Below are 3,003 nucleotides of genomic sequence, written 5' to 3'. Positions count from 1 at the left end.
AAAAAGATAAAAAATATAAGATTGTTTTTGTAGATCCTAAAGGGACAAGCAATGCGGATTATCAAAATAAAATAGATGAATTTGAAAAATTATTTTTAGATAAAAAAGGAAATGCAAAAATATTTTATTATAAAAATTTTGAAATTACTTTCGATTTGAAACTAATAGCAAATGATATAAATTCTGTAAGTGAAAAATATGAAAAATATTGGCTAGGAGATAATAATTTTGAGTTTTTAAAGGATTAAAATGAAATTTAGCATAGTTTTTGACAATTATACGGCAAATGATAAGTTAGAGAGTTTTTGGGGCTTTTCGTGTGTAATTAACGACTATTTTCTTTTTGATACGGGAAGCAACGGGCGTGCGCTTGTAAGAAACATAATAAAAATGGGATTTGATGTTAATAACTTCAAATACCTTTTTATATCCCATCCTCACTGGGATCATATCGGAGGGATTGACAGCATTGTGGATGTAAACGGGAAAATGAGTCTTATTTTGCCGGATTCTCTTTCAAAACTTTACATCAGGGATCTTAAAAAGCTTTCACGTGAAACAATTGTGGTGGACAGTAGTCCGAAGAAACTTTTCGGAAATTTTTATACCACGGGGGTGATGGAGCCGGTTGGCGAGCAGAGCCTTGTAATAGACGAAGGTGAATTCGGTGTGGTTGTAACCGGTTGTGCACATCCCGGAATTGTAAATATTGTACGCAGGGCAAAAGAAATACTTAACAAACCTGTCTTGTATGCACTCGGGGGCTTTCATCTTATGAGAAGCAGCGAAAAGGAGATAATAAGTACGGTTTACGAACTGAAGAATTTAGGGGTTGAGTATGTAACCCCCACTCACTGCAGCGGTGATCTGGCGTTGGAAATATGTAAAGAGGTTTATGAGGAAAATTATATTCCCGGCGGTGTGGGAAGGATTATTGAATTTTGAAAAAATTGATTTTATTTGTCACGGTTTTACTTTATTCTTTTTCCGAACCCCTTTTTCTTATAAACACGTACAGGGAGATTGTGGGGTTAAACAGGCTTTCTGAAAACCCGTCTTTGGAGCTTGCCGCAAAATGGCACGCGAAATATGTTTATTCGAATAATGTTATTACTCATATACAAAAACGGTACGGAAGGGATTTCAGCGGGGTAACCCCGGCCGAAAGGGCTCTTTCATGCGGATATAACAGCCGCTTTGTGATAGAAAACCTTTCGAAGGGAGAAGATACGTATAACGGTTCGGTAAAAGATCTTTTCGGTGCGGTTTATCACCGTTTGGGATTTTTGGATTTTAATATTAACGAAATAGGGTTTTACAAACTTAAAGATATTTATATTTACGATATGGGTAACAGTTATATTAATAAAGCCTGTTTTGAAGAAGACGGATATAAAAAAGGGATTGCAAACTTATGTAAAAACAGAAAAAAAATAATCCCTGAAAATGCATATTTTAAACAGATGCGCAATAATCCTTTGGTAGTAATGTGGCCGTATGACGGTATGAAAAACGTTCCCGCCGCGTTTTATGAGGAAATTCCGGATCCTCTCCCCGAGTACGGTGTTTGCGGATATCCGGTAAGTATCAGTTTTAATCCGTATTATTGTAAGCAGCTTCATTTTATATCTTTTGAGCTGTATAGAGACGGACAAAAGGTAAAAAAAGTAAAACTGATTACATCCCGAAACGATGTCAATCATTTGCTGAAAAATACCGATTTCGTACTGTTTCCTCTTGAAAGGCTGAAATACGGTGCTCATTATGAAGTAAAAGCGGATTTTGTTTTAAACGGTAAGATAAAGCATTTTGAATGGGGTTTTGACGTTGAGGAAAAAATCTCCCTGTAATTACCGTTATCGGAAAAAAAGGTGTTTATTATATAAAACCCGATATGACTTATTTAATCTATTTCAGACCGTTAGACGGGACGGATGTGCTGTCAAAGCTAAGATACGAATATAGAAGAGGTGTGAAAATTAATAAAATAGGTTATAAAGACGCTAATACAATTTATATTAATGTAAGCGGATTTTCCGGTAAAAAATTAAAAATAATCACTGAAAAAAGACGGATTACTCTAATAGTAAAGGATTAAAATGAAAAAAATAATTTTATTAATATTGACACTGTTTTTTATAACAGGCTGCGCAAGTAAAGAAATAAATAACACCAATACGATTCAAATGCAAAAACAGGATGCCGATAAGGCGTGGAAAGAGCTTGATAAAGAGTGATTAGTTTTTATGTTTGTGCCTTACGCGTCTTAATTCTTTTTCAATTATATCGTTATAAGCCCATTTTTTAAGTGTTTTTTCGATTACGTCTTCCGGCAGTGAAGGGCTGTCATACATGCCTTTTGCCGCTCTTTGTCTTTGCGCTTCATATAAGATTACCGCATTTGCCACGGAAACGTTAAGACTCTGGCTCATTCCGTACATCGGGATTATTACTTTTTTATCCGCGTATTTTATACTTATATCGCTTGCACCGTCCACTTCGTTGCCGAGTACTATAAGAGTCGGTTTTGTATAATCAACCTCCCTGAAATCAACCGTTTCGTCATCAAGAAGGGTCACCACCACCTGATAGCCGTCTTTTTTTACGTTTTTGTAAAACTCCTTAATATCTTCAATATATTCGTGAAATATCCATTTATGCGCACCCATTGTTATGTCGTTGTTGAGTCTGACTTTTTTTTGGTGTCTGTAGTATAGCTTTCCGACGTTTACCGCATCGCATGTTCTTACAATTGCAGAAAGGTTGTGGGATGAGAAAACGTGATCCATAAACACCCTCAGTGTGTTTTGGCGTGTGTTTAAAATGCTTTTCATTTTTTCAAGACGCTCTTCGCTTACAAGATACAAGATTTTCCTTTTTTGTTGGAATTATACAAAATAGTATAAAATAACAGATAACTATGCAAAAGTGTCTGAAATGAAAATAAACAATAATAAAAAACAAAATAATTCGATTATCGATTTTTTAGTCGTAATTTTAAAA

At 35.1% G+C, this 3,003-nt stretch carries 6 protein-coding genes; 5 read left to right on the top strand and 1 reads right to left on the bottom strand.

The annotated features are described in order from the left end of the window. The 5 genes from ACXJIE_RS03050 to ACXJIE_RS03030 all read left to right on the top strand — a co-directional run. A partial coding sequence (locus ACXJIE_RS03050) for a hypothetical protein (protein WP_456479508.1) occupies positions 1-248 on the top strand: 248 nt, incomplete at its 5' end. Position 249: 1 nt separating this feature from the next. Next, entirely contained in the window at positions 250-945 is a 696-nt protein-coding gene (locus ACXJIE_RS03045; RefSeq protein ID WP_456479507.1) for an MBL fold metallo-hydrolase, read from the top strand. Then, complete coding sequence (locus tag ACXJIE_RS03040; protein WP_456479506.1) at positions 942-1,850, top strand: CAP domain-containing protein; 909 nt, start codon at positions 942-944, stop codon at positions 1,848-1,850. The genes ACXJIE_RS03045 and ACXJIE_RS03040 overlap by 4 nt, the downstream gene beginning before the upstream one ends. Before the next feature lie 44 nt (positions 1,851-1,894). Then, positions 1,895-2,098, top strand: coding sequence for a hypothetical protein (locus ACXJIE_RS03035; RefSeq protein WP_456479505.1), 204 nt, complete (start codon positions 1,895-1,897; stop codon positions 2,096-2,098). Between the two features lies 1 nt (position 2,099). After that, complete coding sequence (locus ACXJIE_RS03030; protein WP_456479504.1) at positions 2,100-2,237, top strand: putative periplasmic lipoprotein; 138 nt, start codon at positions 2,100-2,102, stop codon at positions 2,235-2,237. Here the strand turns inward: ACXJIE_RS03030 and ACXJIE_RS03025 are convergent, their stop codons facing one another. Next, positions 2,238-2,867, bottom strand: coding sequence for a TrmH family RNA methyltransferase (locus ACXJIE_RS03025; RefSeq protein ID WP_456479503.1), 630 nt, complete (start codon positions 2,865-2,867; stop codon positions 2,238-2,240). Positions 2,868-3,003: the final 136 nt, after the last annotated feature.

Source organism: Nautilia sp. (genome assembly GCF_053994455.1).
This window is presented reverse-complemented; position numbering and strand designations above follow the sequence as displayed.